The following is an 18,015-nucleotide window of genomic DNA, read 5'->3' as shown; positions in this document are numbered from 1 at the left end:
TTAAAGCTATGAACGAAGTTCATAGCTTTTTTATTATGTAAAATAATATAAGTTTTAATTAATCTAATTTATTTAAATAGTAACAGAAATTAATCTTATTTTTATATTGAATGACATAGTATAAGCATAGGATAAAGTTTTTAATGTTTGTTTATTAAAAGCCAGGTGCTGTTGTATATTAACTTTAGAACCACCTTTTAAATAAAGGTGGTTTTAACTTTTATCAAGTGTATATAAAGCTATGTTTTAGTTTTGTTTTATAAATAAAAACATATATTAACTGTGTTTAAAGTATTTTTTACAAAAATTAACACATAAATACTTATATTTTATAGAAAATATTTATGTTTTTATTTATAATTATTATGATGGTTAAATTTTAATTATTATTATAAGTTTTATATTGAGAAAACTAATATATAATAATAGGTTTAAGATAAAGTGGAAAAATAAAATAGAATATAATTTTATAAATAAATTTTTAAACTTAAATTTATAATGTTTTTATAAAGCATGTATCAAAATTTTAACTTTAGTGATTTAAAGTTGTGTAGTCATGAAAATTAGAATTTTCTTTAAGTGATCAGATTTTTATTTATAGCAATTTTATGTAAAACTTATATTGTAAGAATAGATTAGAAGATGTAGCAATTTAATTATAGTTATAAATAAATTACAGAAGAAACTATTTAAAGGAGAAATATATAGTTAAAAATCGATGTTTTTTGATTTATTCACTTTTAGGAGGATTAAAAGATGGGAAAACCTAAATTAAAAAAGGAAATAGGATTATTTACAGCTACTGCACTTGTAGTTGGAAATATGATGGGATCGGGAATATTTATGCTTCCAGCCAGTTTAGCAGGTGTTTCTGGTCCAGGTGCTACAATAATGGCCTGGATATTAACAGGACTAGGATCTTTAATATTAGCCTTAACATTTGCTAACTTAGGATCAAAGATTCCTAAGACTGGAGGAACATATGAGTATTCTAGATTAGCTTATGGGAACTTTATGGGATTTATGACAGCATGGCTTTATTGGAATGGTTCATGGATTGGAAATGCTACTATTTTTATAGTTGTTGCAACTTATTTAGGTGAAGTAGTGACTTCCTTAACTAATTCGCCAATAGCAGGATTTTTATTTTGCTCAGCAATTTTATGGATTTGTACTTATATAAATATAAGAGGAACAAAGTTAGCTGGTACAGTTGCTTCTGTAATAACGGTCTTTAAAGTTTTATTATTTGTATTCTTCATTATTGTTGGATTAATGTATTTTAATCCTGCAAACTTAACACCAATGTTCCCAGCAGAAAAAGGTATATCTACTATTCCTGCGGCAGCTGCATTAACTTTATGGGCATTCATGGGGCTAGAAACTGCATCTGTTGCAGGTGGAGAAATAAAAGATCCTGAAAAGAATATAAAGAGAAGTACTATTATGGGAATGTTAATTAGCACAATATTATACATATTAATAAGTATTGTGGCTATGGGAGCTATGAGTCAAAATGAATTAGCTACAAGTACTGCACCTATATCAGATATAATAGTTAAAGTTTTAAATTTAAAGAGTTTAAATATTTTAAATGTAGCTATAGCTATTAGTATTTTAGGAACTGGTATGGGATGGTTATTATCAACGGCTAGGGTTGCTTATGCTGCTGGAGAAGATGGAATTTTCCCTAGGACATTTGCTAAAGTACATCCTAAGTACGATACTCCATATGTAGCTTTAATAATAGGAAGTATATTTATTAATATTATATTCTTAATGAACTTTACTAAAGGGTTAGCAGGTGCATATAACTTTATAGTTGTATTAGCTACTTTAAGTTATCTACCAATATACGCTTTTTCAACTATTGCTGAAATAATATTAATGGTTAAAGAAGATAAAAAACCTACTTTTAAAAAGCATTTAGGTTTAATCATAAGATGTTTATTAGGTTTTGCTTTCGCAACTTGGGCGATATACGCTTCAGGAGCTGAGATTGTAATGTATGGATTTATTCTAATACTTTTAGGAGTCCCTGTTTATGGATATATGAGCATAAAGAAACACTTTCGATAAATTGAATTTTTATATTTAACAATTTTGTTATGTACTACTGACTAATTTATTATATAATAAATATAAGTTTTAAAATTGAGGCTAAAGTATGTACGGTGCAGAAATTTGAATGGGGAGTGTATTGAGATGGCAAAAGTAGAATCTTTAGAAGAAAAATTAGTTGAATTAAAGCTTAAAAAAAGAAATTTCATTTTAGCCAATAAAGATACAGAAGATATTGATAATCTTATAAAGAATTTAGAAGAAGAAATTATGAGAATTAAATTAAATAAGTAATATTTAGGAGCTACAAAAGAGTAAAATCTCTTTTGTAGCTTTTTTTATAAAAATTACTATAACGTTACGAATTTTTTAAATATTGTTTTGGTAAAAAAATACATTTAATATAGTAATAGGTTAATTTTTCGAAAATGACTATTTTAGAATAATTTAATTAAATAATTACTTTCATAGTTTTATAAATAATATCATTTTTTTAAATTTAGATATTACAAAAGGGTAGGGGATTTATGATGACTATATTAGAGTTAGAAAATGAAAAATTAGAGATAAAATCTGTTGATTTTAAGGAGAGAGATAAGCATAAATCTACAATGAAAAATGAAATCTTTAGTGAGGAAGATTTATATTTATTTCATGAAGGAAAACATTATAATGCATATAAGTTTATGGGAGCTCATTTTACTAGTGAAAATAGAAAGCGTGGAGTGAGATTTACGGTATGGGCTCCAAAAGCTAAGAATATATTTTTAGTTGGAGATTTTTCAAATTGGGAAGCTAAAGAAGAAAATAGACTTGAAAAGATAAATTATACAGGCCTTTGGAGTCTATTTATTCCTAGATTAAAAGAAGGTTTTAAGTATAAATATTATGTTGAGCAAGCCGATGGGAAAATAGTATTAAAATCAGATCCTTATGGAGTATATTCAGAAGTTAGACCTAATACAGCTTCTGTTTTATGTGAAAAGACTAAAATAAGATGGACAGATAAAAAATGGTTAAATAGAAGGGAAAAAACTAATTGTTTTGAAAGTCCTATAAATATATATGAATTACATCTTGGTTCATGGAAGAGAAAAGAAGATAATAAATTCATGTCTTATGAAGAACTAAGCAATATTTTGCCTAAGTATGTTAAGGATATGGGATACACTCATGTAGAGCTTATGCCTTTAAATGAACATCCATTAGATGCTTCTTGGGGATATCAAGGAACTGGTTATTACTCAGTAACAAGTAGATATGGAGATGTAAAAGGATTAAAAAAGTTAATAAATGCTCTTCATAAAGAAGATATAGGAATTATTTTAGATTGGGTACCAGGGCATTTTTGTAAGGATGAACAAGGGTTATATATGTTTGATGGTACACCTACTTATGAATATGAAGAAGGTTGGAAGGCAGACAACAAGGGATGGGGTACTTTTAACTTTGATTTAGGAAAACCAGAAGTAAAAAGTTTCTTAATTTCTAATGCTTTTTATTGGATAAATGAATTTCATATTGATGGATTAAGAGTTGATGCAGTTTCTAATATGATTTATTTAAATTATGGAAGAAATCATGGAGAATGGATTCCAAATATATATGGAGGAAATGAAAATTTAGAGGCAATTCAGTTCATAAAAGAATTTAATGAAGCAATAAAATTATATAATAAGGGTGTTTTTACAATTGCAGAAGAGTCAACATCTTGGCCGAATGTAACTAATGCTGTTGAATATGGTGGATTAGGCTTTGATTTTAAGTGGAATATGGGATGGATGAATGATACTTTAGAATACAATGAATTAGATCCTATATATAGAAAGTATCATCATAATAAATTAACTTTCCCTATGATGTACCACCATTCAGAAAAATTTATATTACCTATATCTCATGATGAGGTTGTTCATGGCAAAAAATCTCTTTTAGATAAGATGCATGGGGATTACTGGAATAAATTTTCTAATTTAAGAGCTTATATGGGATATATGTATGGCCATCCAGGAAAGAAACTTATATTTATGGGATGTGAATTTGGTCAATTCATAGAGTGGAGAGAGTATGAAGAACTTGAATGGAAGTTAATGCAGGATTTTGATATGCACAGAAAAACTCACAAGTTCTTTAAGGATATAAATCATTTTTATAAAAATACTCCTGAACTTTGGGAATTAGATTATTATCAAGAAGGGTTTCAATGGATAGATGCTGATAATAATGAACAAAGCATATATATTTTTATAAGAAGAAGTAAAAATATAGATAATTATAAAATATTTGTATGCAATTTTACTCCTATGGTTTATTATGATTTTAATATAGGAGTTCCAGAAGATGGTTCTTATAGAGAAATATTCAATACAGATAGGGAGGAGTATGGTGGTTCTGGACAAGTTGTTGAAGATACATTGTTCTCAAAAGAGGGATGGTGTCATAATCAACCATATACTTTAACTATAAAGATTCCACCAATGGCAGTATCTGTTTTTGAAAGGATAGTAGATAATAAAACAAAAGAAGAGGGAGAAGAGAGTACACAGTAAATAAAAGATAAGAGAGAAAGTGGTTTATTGGGAGGTTTTAAAATGATAAAAGTTTTATTTGCAACATCAGAAGCAAATCCATTTATAAAGACTGGAGGATTAGGTGATGTAATGGGAGCATTACCTAAAGAGCTTACAAGAAAGGGTGTAGAGGTTAGAGTAATTTTACCTAAGTATAGTTCAATAAAAAGTGAATTTTTAGAAAAACTTAATTTTATAAAATGGTTTATGGTTCCTGTTGGTTGGAGAAATCAATATTGTGGAATATATGAGTGCGAATGTGATGGGGTTGTATATTATTTATTAGATAGTGAATTCTATTTTCATAGAAGTGGATTATATGGAGAAGGAGACGATGGAGAGAGATTTGCCTTCTTTGATAGAGCAGTTTTAGAAACATTAAAAGAGATTGATTGGTGTCCAGATATAATTCATTGTAATGACTGGCAAACAGGAATGATTCCAGTTCTTCATAAATTGGAGTATGCTAAAGATCCATTTTATAAGGATATTAAGACAGTTACTTCAATACACAATCTTTTATTCCAGGGAAATTTTTCATCAGATGTTTTACCAGAGCTTTTTGGATATGATTATGAACCTGTAAGAAATGGTAGTTTAGAGTTTTATGGTGGTATGAGTTTTATGAAAGGAGCTATAAATTATAGTGACAGAGTTCTTACTGTAAGTGAAACTTATGCTAACGAAATTCAAACACCTTACTTTGGAGAAAATTTAGATGGATTATTAAGAGAAAGAGGATATGCCTTAAAAGGAATCGTAAATGGTATAGATTACGATGAGTTCAATCCAGAGGAAGATGTTTTTATAACTAAAAATTTCTCTGTAGAAAATATAGAAGATAAAGTTGAAAATAAATTAGCTCTTCAAAAGGAGTTAGGATTACCAGTTAACGAGGATATACCAATGATAAGTATAGTGTCTAGACTTACTAATCAAAAGGGATGTGATTTAATAGTTAATATTGCACATAGATTGCTTCAAAGAAATGTTCAGTTAGTTATATTAGGAACAGGTGACTATAACTATGAAAATCATTTTAGAGGATTACAAGAGCTTTATCCATCAAAGGTTTCAGCTAATATAAGATTTGATAATGGATTAGCTCATAGAATATATGCAGCTTCAGACATGTTCTTAATGCCTTCATTATTTGAACCTTGTGGATTAGGACAGCTTATAGCCTTAAGATATGGAACTATTCCTATAGTTAGGGAGACTGGTGGATTAAAGGACACAATTAATCCTTATAATAAATATACTGGAGTAGGAAATGGCTTTAGTTTCACAAATTATAATCATAATGATTTAATGCATGTTATGGAATTAGCTTTAGAAACATATGATAATAAGGAGATTTGGAAATCACTAATTGTCCAAGCGATGAATTCTGATAATAGTTGGAATAAGTCTGCAGAAAAGTATAAAGAATTATATGAAGAATTAATCCAGTAGTTTTATCAAGTCCGTAGGAGGCGAGTGTATGCTATTAATAAATAAGGAGAATTTTAAAAGAGATTATAAGAAAAAGTTTTTAGAACTTCATGGAATAGATCTTGAAGATGGACAAAACTTTCATAAATATGAAGCTTTAGGAAGTCTAGTTAGAGACTATATTGCAGAAGATTGGGTAAAAACTAAAAGAAATTATGAGGAATCTAAGCAAAAACAAGTTTATTATTTTTCTATGGAGTTCTTATTAGGAAGACTTTTGGGAGATGCTCTTTTAAATCTAGGCATAAGAGAAACCTGTAAAGAAGCTCTTGAAGAGTTAAACATTGATTTAAATGAATTAGAAGAGCTTGAAAGTGACCAGGGGTTAGGTAATGGTGGTCTAGGAAGATTGGCAGCATGTTTTCTAGATTCTATGGCTTCTTTAAATATAGCAGGACATGGTTGTGGAATAAGATACAAATACGGCTTTTTTAAACAAAAGATAATTGATGGATCACAAGTTGAGGCACCGGATATTTGGCTTAAGAACGGAAACGTATGGGAATTTAAGAAACCAGATAAAGTAGAAATAGTTAAGTTTGGTGGCAATATTAAATGTGAAAATATAAATGGAAGATTAACTTTCACCCATGTGAATTATGAGCCAATTTTAGCAGTTCCTTATGATACACCTATTGTTGGATATGAAAATAATGTTGTAAATAATTTGAGGTTGTGGAGTGCAGAACCTGTAGATAATGAGTTTGACTTTTGTTACTTTAACAGAGGTCAATATTTAAAGGCAATAGAATATAGAAATTCTATTGAGGCAATTTCACAAGTTTTGTATCCAGATGACTCAATGTATGAGGGAAAACTTCTTAGATTAAAACAACAATATTTCTTTGTATCAGCAGGCCTTCAAAGTATAATTAGACATTATAAGAAAAATGGTGGAAAAATAGAGGAATTAGATGAGTATATTGCAATTCATATAAATGATACTCATCCAACTTTAGCAATACCAGAACTTATGAGAATTCTCCTAGATGAGGAAGGACTTTCATGGGAAACATCCATCAGAATAACTACAAATACAATATCTTATACAAACCATACAATTTTAGCAGAAGCTTTAGAGAAATGGCCAATAAATATGTTTAAGGAATTACTGCCTAGAATATATATGATTGTTGAGGAAATGAATGAGAGATATTGTGCTGAACTTTGGCATAAGTATACTGGTCAATGGGATAAGATAGCTAAGATGGCCATAATAGGAGATGGTTTTGTTAGGATGGCCAACCTTGCAATAGTTGGAAGTCATAGTGTAAATGGAGTTGCAAAACTTCATACTGAAATACTTAAGAAAAAAGAAATGAGCGATTTTTATTATCTTTATCCAAGTAAATTTAATAATAAAACCAATGGTATAGCTCATAGAAGATGGCTCCTTAAGACTAATCCTGAACTTACTAATCTTTTAAAAGAAACTATTGGAGACAGCTTTATAAAGCATCCTATAGATATGGAGAATTTTGAAAAGTATGTTGATGATGATTATGTTTTAAAAAAATTAGGAGAAATAAAAAGGAGAAATAAGGAGCAGTTAGCTAAAATAATTCTTGATAATCAGGGAATTAAAGTAGATCCAAACTCAATTTTTGATGTACAAGTTAAGAGGATACATGCCTATAAACGGCAAACTTTAAATTGTTTAAGGATAATGGACTTGTACAATAAGTTATTAGAAAATCCTGATTTAGATATAGTTCCAAGAACTTTTATTTTTGCAGGTAAAGCTGCACCAGCATATTATTTAGCTAAGAATACTATTGAGCTTATAAATGCTGTTGCAAGGAGAATTAATAATGATAAAAGAATTAATGATAAGATAAAAGTAATTTTCTTAGAAAATTATAGAGTTTCTCTAGCCGAAAAGATAATTCCAGCTACGGATTTAAGTGAACAAATCTCAACTACAACTAAAGAAGCTTCAGGTACTTCTAATATGAAGTTTATGATGAATGGTGCTGTTACCATAGCAACTTTAGATGGAGCTAATATAGAAATAAGAGATGAGGTCGGAGATGATAATATTGTTATTTTCGGATTAACAGAAAATCAGGTTCTTGACTATTACTCTAGAGGTGGATATTCAGCTTGGGATATAAGAAATAATGATAGTAGATTAATCAGAGTCACAAATGACTTGATAAATGGAGTTTATTCTAATAATATAGATAAATTCAGAAGTGTATATGATAACTTATTAACTTATAATGATGAGTTTTTCGTATTGAAAGACTTTGATTCATATTTAAAAGCTCAGGACAAGGTGGATTTACTTTATAGAGATAGTAAGTCATGGCAAAGAAAATGCGGAGTGAATATAGCACATTCAGGCATATTTTCTTCAGACAGAACCATAACAGAATATGCTACAGGCATATGGGGGTCAAAAGTTATATATAAAAATTTATAGAATTTAGCATAAATTATAATCCATAAAGCACTTATATTAATACTATATTAATATGAGTGCTTTGTTTTATTAAGTAAGAAAGGGGTATTGCTATGGGAAAAAGCTATATTTATCATGATTCTCAAAATACCTTTTATAGAGAACCTTTTGGAGCCGTTTCTATAGGGACAAAGGTTAAAATTTGTTTAGAGTGCAAGGAGCAAGGAGAAGTTTCTATAGAAGTAATAAAATTTGATGGTTTTAGTTATTCAATACCTATGATGATTGAAAAATCTAAAGAGGGATGTACTCTTTATAAGGGAATTATAGACACTACAGATTCTTTAGGAATTTTAAATTATTATTTTAAGTACATTAAAGACGGTTTTACTCAATATTATGGAAATAATGATGAAAATCTAGGAGGAGAGGGAAAGATATATTATGAATTTCCAAAGTATTATCAAATAACAGTTTACAATAAGAATGAGATTCCTAATTGGTATAAAGAGGGGATTATTTATCAAATATTTGTTGATAGGTTTTTTAATGGTAATAAGGATAATGAGATATTAGATAAAAAGAAGAATATTTTCATATATGGTAGTTGGTATGATGAACCCATGTATATAAGAGACAATAACGGAAATATTGAGAGATGGGATTTTTACGGAGGAAATTTAAGAGGAGTAATTAAGAAATTAGATTATATAAAATCATTAGGTGCAAACATTATATATATGAATCCAATTTTTGACGCTGCAAGTTGCCATAAATATGATACAGGAGATTATGAGGCAATAGACCGAATGTATGGAAGTACTGAAGATTTTATAGAATTATGCCAAAAGGCAAGTGAAAAGGGAATAAGAATAATATTGGATGGAGTTTTTAGTCATACTGGATCAGATAGTAGATATTTTAATAAGTATGGTAACTATAGTGATCTTGGAGCATATGAATCTAAATATTCTAAGTACTATAAATGGTATAGATTCTATGATTATCCCAATAATTATGAGTGTTGGTGGGGATTTGAGAATCAACCTAATGTAGAGGAATTAGAAAAGACATATTTAGATTATATAGTAAATAATGATAACTCAATAGTGGAAAAGTGGCTTAAATTAGGAGCTAGTGGGTGGAGATTGGATGTAGCAGATGAGTTGCCAGATGAATTTATCCAAATGATTAAGAATAAAATGAAGAATGTAAAAAAAGAAAGCGTATTAATAGGAGAAGTTTGGGAGGATGCATCTAATAAAGTTAGTTATTCTAAAAGAAGAAAATATTTATTAGGAAATGAATTAGACTCTGTTACTAATTACCCTTATAAGAATATAATTTCAGACTTTTTAAATGGATATATAACCTCAAAGGATTTTTATAAAGTAATAATGAGCATAAAAGAAAATTATCCAAGAGAGAACTTTTATGCAAATATGAATCTTTTAGGAAATCATGATACAGAAAGAGTATTTACAGTGTTAAATGAAAATATAAAAAAGCTAAAATTAGCTATATGTATTCAAATGACTTTACCAGGTGTTCCATTAATATATTATGGGGATGAGGCTGGACTTTTAGGGCATAAAGATCCTGAAAATAGAAAGACATATCCATGGGGAAGAGAGAACAAAGAAACATTAAGACATTATAGCTTCTTTGGTAATTTTAGAAAGAATGAAGAGGTTCTTAAAAAAGGAGAGTTTTATATTTACAAGGATACTCCAGATGAGATTATTGCATTTAAAAGATTTTATGAAAATAAGGAAATGATAATTATTATAAATAGAGATATATATAATAAAAGGATTACCTTGAATACTAAAGAGGGTGAGTATAAAAATAAATTCTCTGATGAGGTATTTTACAGCAATGGAAATATTATTGTAGAGATAGAAGGAGAAAGTTATAAAATTTTAACCAATTAGAGGTATTTTCTAGAGAGAAAAATCATATTAATCCATATATGGGGGTGGATAATATGATAAGGACAATAGTATGCCAAAGAGAAGGATGTAATGGAAATGCTTTTTATATAAATAGTCATGATGGGGAAATGAGTATTGTATGCAGAGAGTGTAATAGTGAATATAAGTATGAAATAGAAAACAATTCACTTTTAATGCTTTCTAATTGTTCAAGTTGTAATAATGATACTTTTAAGGTTTTTAAAGATACGGAGAGTAATAATATATATGCTAAGTGCATGGTTTGTGGAAATCCACCAGAAAATATTTTTGTTGATGCTGACGGAAATCAGATATCTTATGAAACTAAAGTTTTAAATGATGTAAAGGATATTGTTTATAGAGTTGAGCAAAGAATAAACAATCTTGAAAGAGAGGTTGAAAATCTAGGAAGTGGTCAAGTTTTAATTGAACAGTCTGTAGCATATATAAATCAATTTTTATCAGAGGTTAAATAATAATTTTAATAAAGTAATTTAATATTTTAAGTTATTAATAAAGTTAATAATTTACTAGAAAAATTTACATTAAGGAAAAACTTGTCTAATTAATTTGAGTTTTTTTTTGAGTACTAGAGATTTATAAGATTTCTAGTACTCTTTGTTATTAAAATATTTAATAAAACTTTATGTAGATTAAATTTATTTTTTAAAAAATATTTGAATAATTTAAAATAATTAACATTTTAGATTAAATAATTATAAATTTCCTTTATTTAACTATTAAAGTTAAAGTAAAAGTGTGTTATAATTTAAATATCCATTTAATGGTATAAAAGGGGATATATTGGGAGGAAATAGCTTATGTCAAAGAAAGAAATAGTTGCAATGATATTGGCTGGAGGTCAAGGCTCCAGGTTAGGCGTGCTAACTAAGAATTTAGCGAAACCAGCAGTACCTTTTGGAGGAAAATATAGAATAATAGATTTTCCATTAAGTAACTGCTCAAATTCAGGGATTTATACTGTTGGGGTTTTAACACAGTACAAACCTTTAGAATTAAATGAACACATTGGTATTGGGGACACATGGGATTTAGACAGAAGAGATGGAGGAGTAAGCATTTTGCCTCCATATCAAAAAGAAAAAGGTGGAGATTGGTATAAGGGGACAGCCAATGCAATCTACCAAAATATTGAATTTATTGAGAGATATAATCCAGAATATGTGCTTATTCTATCAGGAGACCATATTTATAAAATGGATTATGATAAAATGTTACAAATGCATAAACAGAAAGAAGCTGATGCAACAATTGCTGTAATAAATGTTCCTATGCATGAAGCTAGTAGATTTGGAATAATGAATACAAATGAGGATTTATCAATTTATGAATTTGAAGAGAAACCAGAACATCCAAAGAGTACAAATGCTTCAATGGGAATATATATTTTCAATTGGAAGGTTTTAAAGAAGTTCTTAGAAGAGGATGAATTAGATCCAAATTCAAGTAATGACTTTGGTAAAAACATAATTCCTAAGATGTTAAACTCAGGTAAGAGACTTATAGCATATCCATTTAAAGGGTATTGGAAGGATGTTGGAACTATAGATAGTCTATGGGAAGCTAATATGGACTTATTAAAACATGAAGATGAATTAAGTCTTTATGATAGTGAATGGAGAATATATTCAGCTAATCCTGTTAGACCGGCTCAATATATTGGAAAAGATGCAGAAATAAAATCATCTTTAACAGTTGAGGGATGCATAGTTCATGGTAAAGTAGAAAACTCAGTTTTATTCCAAGGTGTTTATGTAGGTAAGGGTGCAGTAATTAAGGATGCTGTAATAATGCCAAATACCGTAATTGATGATGGAGTTTTAATAGAGAAAGCTATTATAGGTAGCGAAGCTGTAGTAGGCAAGAATTGTAAAGTAGGTAATGGGGATGAGATTGCAGTTATAGCGTCAAAGGAAGTTGTTATAGGAAACAAAGAAGTAATCGAAGAATGTGCTATGGTAAAGTAAGTAGAAATATATGAGAGGGGGAACGAGTTTATGAATAATTGCATAGGGATAATAAACTTAGATGAGAATGAAAGCAGAATGGGAGAGTTAGTTAAAAATAGACCTTTAGCGGCTGTACCTATTGCTGGTAGATATAGAGTTATTGATTTTATACTTTCTAATATGACAAATGCAGGTATAGAATCTTTAGGTATTTTAAGCAAAAATAAATCACGTTCATTAGTTGATCATTTAACCAATGGTAGACCATGGGATTTACACAGAAAAAGAGATGGATTAAGAGTATTTAATTTTGGTGAAAGAGAACCATATTATGATGATATAACAAACCTTTATGAGAACTTAGACTTCTTAACTAAGAGTAGAAGAGAATATGTTTTTATATCACCATCATATATGATTTGTAATATAGATTTGAAAGAAGCTTTAGAATATCACAAGAAAAATGATAATGATGTAACTGTAATATATAAAAGAGTTAATGATGCTGATTCAAATTTTATTGATTGTGATGTTTTAAATTTAGATAAAAGTGGATTTGTAAAAAGTGTAGGAAAAAATTTAGGGAGAGAAGAAGAAGCTAATATAAGCATGGGAATGTATATATTAAGAACTGATCTTCTAATAGAAATAATATATGAATGTATAAGACAAGGATCACATAGAAAGTTCAAGAGTTATGTTAATGATTCCTTAGATGAATTAAAGGTTAGTGGATTTGAATTTAAGGGTTATTTAAGTTGTGTTAATTCATTGAAAGCTTATTATAAAGCTAATATGGACTTATTAGATGGAGGGGTATATAGAGAGTTATTTATAAATAATGCTCCTATATATACTAAGTCTAGAGACGAAGGACCGACTCATTATACTAAAAATAGTGATGTAACTAATTCAATAATAGCTAATGGCTCTTATATTGAAGGTAAAATAGAAAATTGTATAGTAGGAAGAAGAGTATACGTAGGACCTGATGCAGTTATTAAGAATTGTATTATAATGCAAGAAACTGTTATAGGGGAAAATGCTCACCTAGATAAGATAATAACAGATAAAGCAGCAGTGGTAAAAGATGACGAAAAAATAGTAGGTCTTGAGTACTGTCCTATGGTTTTAAGTAAACCCAATATAATATAAACTTGCAATAAATCATAGCATCATTTAAATTTAACTTATATTAGAAATAAGAAGAGGAGATGCTATGGATTATAAGAAAAAGAAAATAATTGCATGGAGTTTAATGGTATTTTGGATGGCTTTTATATTCTTCATGTCTAATCAACCAGGAGATGTTTCTTCTAAACAAAGCGATTTTGTAGTAGTTTTATTAGACATGCTAGGAATAGATTTAAATAGTCGTTTCGGTGATTTATCAACATTAATCATAAGAAAGGGTGCTCATTTTACTGAATATATGATACTTTATTTCTTAGCTTTTAATCTTTTAAGATTATATATAAGCAAGAAAAAAGCATATATTTGTTCATTATTCATAGTATTTGGGTATGCTTGTACTGATGAATTCCATCAATTATTTATAGAGGGAAGAAGTGGTCAGTTTAAAGATGTGCTGATAGATACATCAGGAGGAGCCTTTGGCATGGTGTTAATTTATTTAAAAAATAAGTTTTGCACAAAAAAAGCTTAAACTTAAAAAGCCTCAAATATATCTTTTAAATATAAAAAGTTTCTTTATGTAATAAACATATAAAGAAACTTTTTTTATATTGTATTTAAGATAGTAATGATAGTTTTATTAAAGTAAGGCTGAAAAAATTCTAGTAACTCCTTCAACAAACTTATCAAACTTAGTTGCTTTTTCATATTCATCAATCTTAAAGCGTCTACACTTAAGTAAATCTTCAAAGAATAAGTCATCTAATTTAGAAGTAATTCCTTCATCATATATAACAGTATTTATTTCGTAGTTAAGTTCAAAACTACGAATATCCATGTTAGCTGTTCCTAAAGTGCAGATTTCACCATCTATTGTCATTGTTTTAGCATGAATAAATGAATTATTATCATAGAAATAAACTTCTATTCCACAATCCATAAGTTCAGTTAAGTAACTTTTAGAAGCTTTATTAACCACAAAGTGATCTGATTTTTCAGGAAAAATAATTTTTACATCAACTCCACTTAAGGAAGCTATTCTAAGAGCTTCTATTATACTTGGAGGTGGTACGAAATATGGTGTTGTTATATAAATATTTTTTCTTGCTATCATAATCATTTTTAATATACTTTGCATTATTGCTGGGAATGTTGAGTCGGGACCACTCTTAACTAATTGCATTAGGACTCTTTCATCAGCAACTGTATTTTCTGGAAAGTATTTAGAAAATTCCTTATCATAAAAAGTATAACTATTATTAGCCTTTTCTATGGTTATAAAATCATCTAAAAATACGGCTTGAAGTGCTAATACAAAATCACCTTTAACCATTAGGTGAGTATCTCTCCAATAACCGAATTTTTTATTTTTACCTAAATACTCGTCACCTATGTTTATTCCACCTAAAAAGCCAACTTGCCCATCTATAACAACTATTTTTCTATGATTTCTATAGTTAATTTGAGTATTTATCATTTTAAGAAGAGGAGCTAAAAAGTATGAATACATAACAACAGAGACTCCTGCTCTTTTTAGTTCTTTAACATAGCTTTTCTTTAATTTGCTTGCTCCTACTTTATCAATTATAAATCTAACCTTAACACCCTCTAGAGATTTCTTAATTAAAATATCCTTAATTTCATTGCCTATTTCATCACTATTTACTATGTAGTATTCAAGGTGAATATGATGTTTAGCCTTAAGAAGTTCTTCCTTTAAATCTTTAAACTTTTCAGTACCATCTTTATATATTTTTATATCATTATTTATAAAGATAGGAGAATCACTATTAAAAGCCAAGAGTTCCATTAAAGGAACATATTGTTTTTCAGGATATTCATCTAAGATTGGACTTATTAAATCCTTAACTTGAGGATTGATTCTATCATTAAGTTTGTGCCTTTTCCAGTTACGACCTAAAAAGATATAAAGTATTAATCCGATTGGAGGCAATAATGTTAATATTAATAGCCATGCTATTGTCTTCTCAGGCTGTTTTCTTTCTAGTACAACAATTATAACGGATAAGATTACATTTAGTATAAATGCTATAAATAGAATTGTAGTTGAGTAGTTTATAATAATCCCTCCTTTATGAATCTCATACTAAATCTTATTGTAACATTAATTATCTCAATAACTAATACTTTCTAAACAGTTTTTATAAAAATATAGTTAGAGATACCTTATCAAAGTGAAAATAACATATTTTAATAGGTAAGCTTAATTATTAAGAAATATTATTGATAACAAAAATATATTAATAAAGTTTTAATAATGAAGGTATGTTATTTAAAGAGTATTTTATCTTTAAACCATTGAAAATACTTCACTACAATGAAGTGGGAAAGTTTTTGAAAATATAGCTAAATTATTAATATTATGTTATATAAGTATAACTTTATTGAAATATTAATAATAAATGATATAATAAATTACAAGATAAATAAAAAAGTAATTTTATTGTTGATGGAATTATAATAATAAAAAGTGAAAAGTATTAATTTATTAAAAAAGGGGGGCATATAGATATGAAAGCTACAAAGGAAATAAAACAGAAAAAAGGCGGAATTTTAGGTTTCATAGAAACTGTAGGTAATAAATTACCTCATCCAGCTACTATATTCGTAATATTATGTGCTGGTGTAATAATTTTATCTCATGTTTTAGCATCACAAGGGGTATCTGTTACTTATGAAGGAATAGATAGAGCTACAAACGAAATAAAAGAGATAACAGTTTCAGTACAGAGTTTATTAACTCCAGAAGGAATAAGATATATATTTGAATCATTGATAACTAACTTCACAAGCTTCGCGGCTTTAGGAACGGTTTTAGTTGCAATGTTAGGGGTTGGAGTTGCAGAAGGAACTGGTCTTATAGGTACAGCTTTAAGAAGATTAGTTTTAAAAACTCCAAAGAGCTTAGTTACAGTGGTTGTAGTATTTGCAGGGGTTATGTCAAGTATAGCTTCTGATGCAGGTTACGTTGTTCTTGTACCATTAGGTGCAGTAATATTTATGAGTTGTGGAAGACATCCAATAGCTGGTATAGCAGCTGCCTTCGCAGGGGTATCAGGTGGATTCAGTGCCAACCTTTTCCCAGGACCAGTTGATGCATTATTAGGTGGTATGACTACTGAGGGTGCTCGTATGATTGATCCAACTTACTCAGTATCACCAGTAGGAAACTGGTATTTCATAATAGCTTCAACATTTGTAATAACTTTAATAGGTACTTTAGTTACTGAAAAAATAGTTGAACCTAGGTTAGGTAAATATAAAGGTGCATTAATAGAAGGCGATGAAGATGCTATGAAGCCTCTTGATAAGAAAGAAAAAAGAGGATTAAAATTCGCAGGTTTATTCGCTCTAGTGGGTATTATAATAATAGGCGCTTTAGTTGTCCCAGCTAATGGTATATTAAGAAATCCTGAAACAGGAGAAATCTTAAGCTCACCATTCATGAACTCAATAGTTGTTTCTATAGCATTCGTATTCTTACTAGCAGGTGTTGGATATGGAATAGGTGCAGGAAAGATAAAGAGTGATAAAGATATAGTTTCTGAAATGAGTAAGACAATGTCTACAATGGGATCATATATAGTGTTAGTATTCTTTGCGGCTCAATTCGTAGCTTACTTTGGAAAATCAAACTTGGGTACTGTAATAGCTGTTAAGGGAGCGGACTTCTTGGGATCAACAGGAATACAAGGTATACCTCTATTAATAGGATTTGTAATTGTAACAGCATTTATAAACTTATTCATGGGATCAGCTTCAGCTAAGTGGGCAATTATGGCTCCGATATTTGTTCCAATGCTAATGGGTGTTGGTATAAGTCCGGAAATGACTCAAATGGCATACAGAATAGGTGACTCAACAACAAATATCATATCTCCACTTATGACTTACTTTGCATTAATAGTATCATTCAGTGAGAAGTATGATGAAGAGTCTGGAATAGGAACAATGATATCAACAATGGTTCCATATTCAGTTTGCTTATTAATAGGTTGGACAATCTTATTAATGCTTTGGTATGTATTTAAATTACCATTAGGACCTGGAACAGGAATAGTTATATAATAAGTTAAAAAAAGATAGATTTCCTTTATCTAATAATAAGATAATATTTTATTCAGCGAGAGTAATATCACTCTCGCTGATTTTTTTATTTAAATGAAAAATAATAACTGCTATATTATATAGAAGATGAAAATAACTTTATTAATAGAGTCTTATTTTATTTATAGTAAATAACTAAGAATATAGTCTTCTTATAATAAGAATAAGATCAAATAAAGAAATAAAAGAAAAATTATACTTAATTTAGATTACATAAGTTATTTAAGTGTGATTTTAAGAAATAAAATCAAAGAAAATAGTAATCAAGTATCTTGTTTATAGAAAAATATTAAAGAAAG

Annotated in this window: 12 protein-coding genes; 11 read left to right on the top strand and 1 reads right to left on the bottom strand. The window is 28.7% G+C overall.

What is annotated here, in order from left to right; translation table 11 throughout:
- The first annotated feature begins 756 nt into the window (after positions 1-756).
- The 10 genes from OIF33_RS16930 (at position 757) to OIF33_RS16885 (ending at position 14,120) form a co-directional block, all read left to right on the top strand.
- Positions 757-2,079, top strand: coding sequence for an APC family permease (locus tag OIF33_RS16930; protein WP_322505411.1), 1,323 nt, complete (start codon positions 757-759; stop codon positions 2,077-2,079).
- 126 nt (positions 2,080-2,205) lie between these two features.
- On the top strand, positions 2,206-2,355 hold the full coding sequence (locus tag OIF33_RS16925; protein WP_322505410.1) for a hypothetical protein: 150 nt from the start codon (positions 2,206-2,208) through the stop codon (positions 2,353-2,355).
- A gap of 233 nt (positions 2,356-2,588) precedes the next feature.
- Positions 2,589-4,610, top strand: coding sequence for a 1,4-alpha-glucan branching protein GlgB (gene glgB, locus OIF33_RS16920; RefSeq protein WP_416173368.1), 2,022 nt, complete (start codon positions 2,589-2,591; stop codon positions 4,608-4,610).
- A gap of 45 nt (positions 4,611-4,655) precedes the next feature.
- Positions 4,656-6,086, top strand: a complete 1,431-nt coding sequence (gene glgA, locus OIF33_RS16915) for a glycogen synthase GlgA (protein WP_322505413.1) — start codon at positions 4,656-4,658, stop codon at positions 6,084-6,086.
- Between the two features lie 28 nt (positions 6,087-6,114).
- The gene (locus OIF33_RS16910; protein WP_322505408.1) at positions 6,115-8,550 is read left to right on the top strand and encodes a glycogen/starch/alpha-glucan phosphorylase; all 2,436 of its coding nucleotides are present in this window, start codon (positions 6,115-6,117) and stop codon (positions 8,548-8,550) included.
- Positions 8,551-8,642: 92 nt separating this feature from the next.
- Entirely contained in the window at positions 8,643-10,463 is a 1,821-nt protein-coding gene (locus OIF33_RS16905) for a glycoside hydrolase family 13 protein (protein WP_322505407.1), read from the top strand.
- 53 nt (positions 10,464-10,516) lie between these two features.
- Positions 10,517-10,960 carry a hypothetical protein gene (locus OIF33_RS16900; protein WP_322505406.1) on the top strand — a complete coding sequence of 148 codons (444 nt, stop codon included), beginning with the start codon at positions 10,517-10,519 and terminating at the stop codon, positions 10,958-10,960.
- 345 nt (positions 10,961-11,305) lie between these two features.
- The gene (locus tag OIF33_RS16895) at positions 11,306-12,472 is read left to right on the top strand and encodes a glucose-1-phosphate adenylyltransferase (protein WP_322505405.1); all 1,167 of its coding nucleotides are present in this window, start codon (positions 11,306-11,308) and stop codon (positions 12,470-12,472) included.
- A 30-nt stretch (positions 12,473-12,502) separates the two neighbouring features.
- Positions 12,503-13,609, top strand: coding sequence for a glucose-1-phosphate adenylyltransferase subunit GlgD (gene glgD / locus OIF33_RS16890; RefSeq protein WP_322505404.1), 1,107 nt, complete (start codon positions 12,503-12,505; stop codon positions 13,607-13,609).
- Between the two features lie 64 nt (positions 13,610-13,673).
- A complete protein-coding gene (locus tag OIF33_RS16885) occupies positions 13,674-14,120 on the top strand; it encodes a VanZ family protein (RefSeq protein WP_322505403.1) in 447 nt (148 codons plus the stop codon).
- Between the two features lie 108 nt (positions 14,121-14,228).
- Here OIF33_RS16885 and cls read toward each other — a convergent pair whose 3' ends face one another.
- A complete protein-coding gene (cls, locus tag OIF33_RS16880) occupies positions 14,229-15,671 on the bottom strand; it encodes a cardiolipin synthase (RefSeq protein WP_322505412.1) in 1,443 nt (480 codons plus the stop codon).
- A gap of 449 nt (positions 15,672-16,120) precedes the next feature.
- Between cls and OIF33_RS16875 the strand changes: the two genes are divergently transcribed.
- Positions 16,121-17,677: an AbgT family transporter gene (locus OIF33_RS16875; RefSeq protein ID WP_322505402.1), complete on the top strand. Its 1,557-nt coding sequence runs from the start codon at positions 16,121-16,123 to the stop codon at positions 17,675-17,677.
- Positions 17,678-18,015: the final 338 nt, after the last annotated feature.

Source organism: Clostridium sp. LIBA-8841 (assembly GCF_034439435.1).
GTDB lineage: Bacteria > Bacillota > Clostridia > Clostridiales > Clostridiaceae > Sarcina.
Note: the sequence above shows the minus strand (reverse complement) of the source record. Positions and strands in the feature narration are given on the sequence as shown.